This window comes from Microbacterium sp. BF1, assembly GCF_019279095.1.
Lineage (GTDB): Bacteria > Actinomycetota > Actinomycetes > Actinomycetales > Microbacteriaceae > Microbacterium > Microbacterium maritypicum.
The window spans coordinates 1-634 of the sequence record NZ_JAGYWT010000821.1; the positions used below are offsets into that span (position 1 = coordinate 1).

1 pseudogene is annotated in these 634 nt (G+C 67.8%); it reads right to left on the reverse strand.

The features are described from left to right. A pseudogene (locus tag KZA10_RS17005) lies at nt 1-551 on the reverse strand (hypothetical protein); the annotation flags it as partial. Nucleotides 552-634 lie beyond the last annotated feature (83 nt).

Genomic DNA, 634 nt, shown 5'->3' on the forward strand with positions numbered 1-634 from the left:
CTAATGGCTGAGAAGAACGAGGCCGTCGAGGCTGAGAAGGCCACGAAGAAGGCTGCAGCTCCCAAGGCTGCCGCCGAGAAGAAGCCGGCCGCGAACGTCTCGTACGTGCCCTGCAGGATTCCCTGCGTGCCGATGTAGATCCAGGATCCGGCGGTCATCTGCCCGTACATGATGAGGCCGAGCTCTTCGAGCTTGCGGAACTCGGGCCAGTTCGCCCAGTCCCCCACCAGGTTGGAGTTGGCGATCAGCACACGCGGCGCCCACTCGTGGGTGCGGAAGACGCCGACCGGCTTGCCCGACTGCACCAGCAGGGTCTCATCCGGTTCGAGCTCGTCGAGAGTGCGCACGATCGCGTCGTACGCCTCCCAGCTGCGCGCGGCCTTGCCGGTGCCGCCGTAGACGACCAGGTCTTCGGGGTGCTCGGCGACCTCGGGATCGAGGTTGTTCATCAGCATGCGCTTGGCGGCTTCGGCGCCCCAGCTCTTCGCGGTGCGCTGGTTGCCGCGGGCGGCGCGGACGACGCGGGGCCCGGATACGGGGGACTCAGCCATGGGTGTGCTCCTTTGCGATGCGGGCGACGGCGCCCGACTGGACGAGTGCGGTGACGGCTTCCATCTCGGGCGAGAGGAAGCGG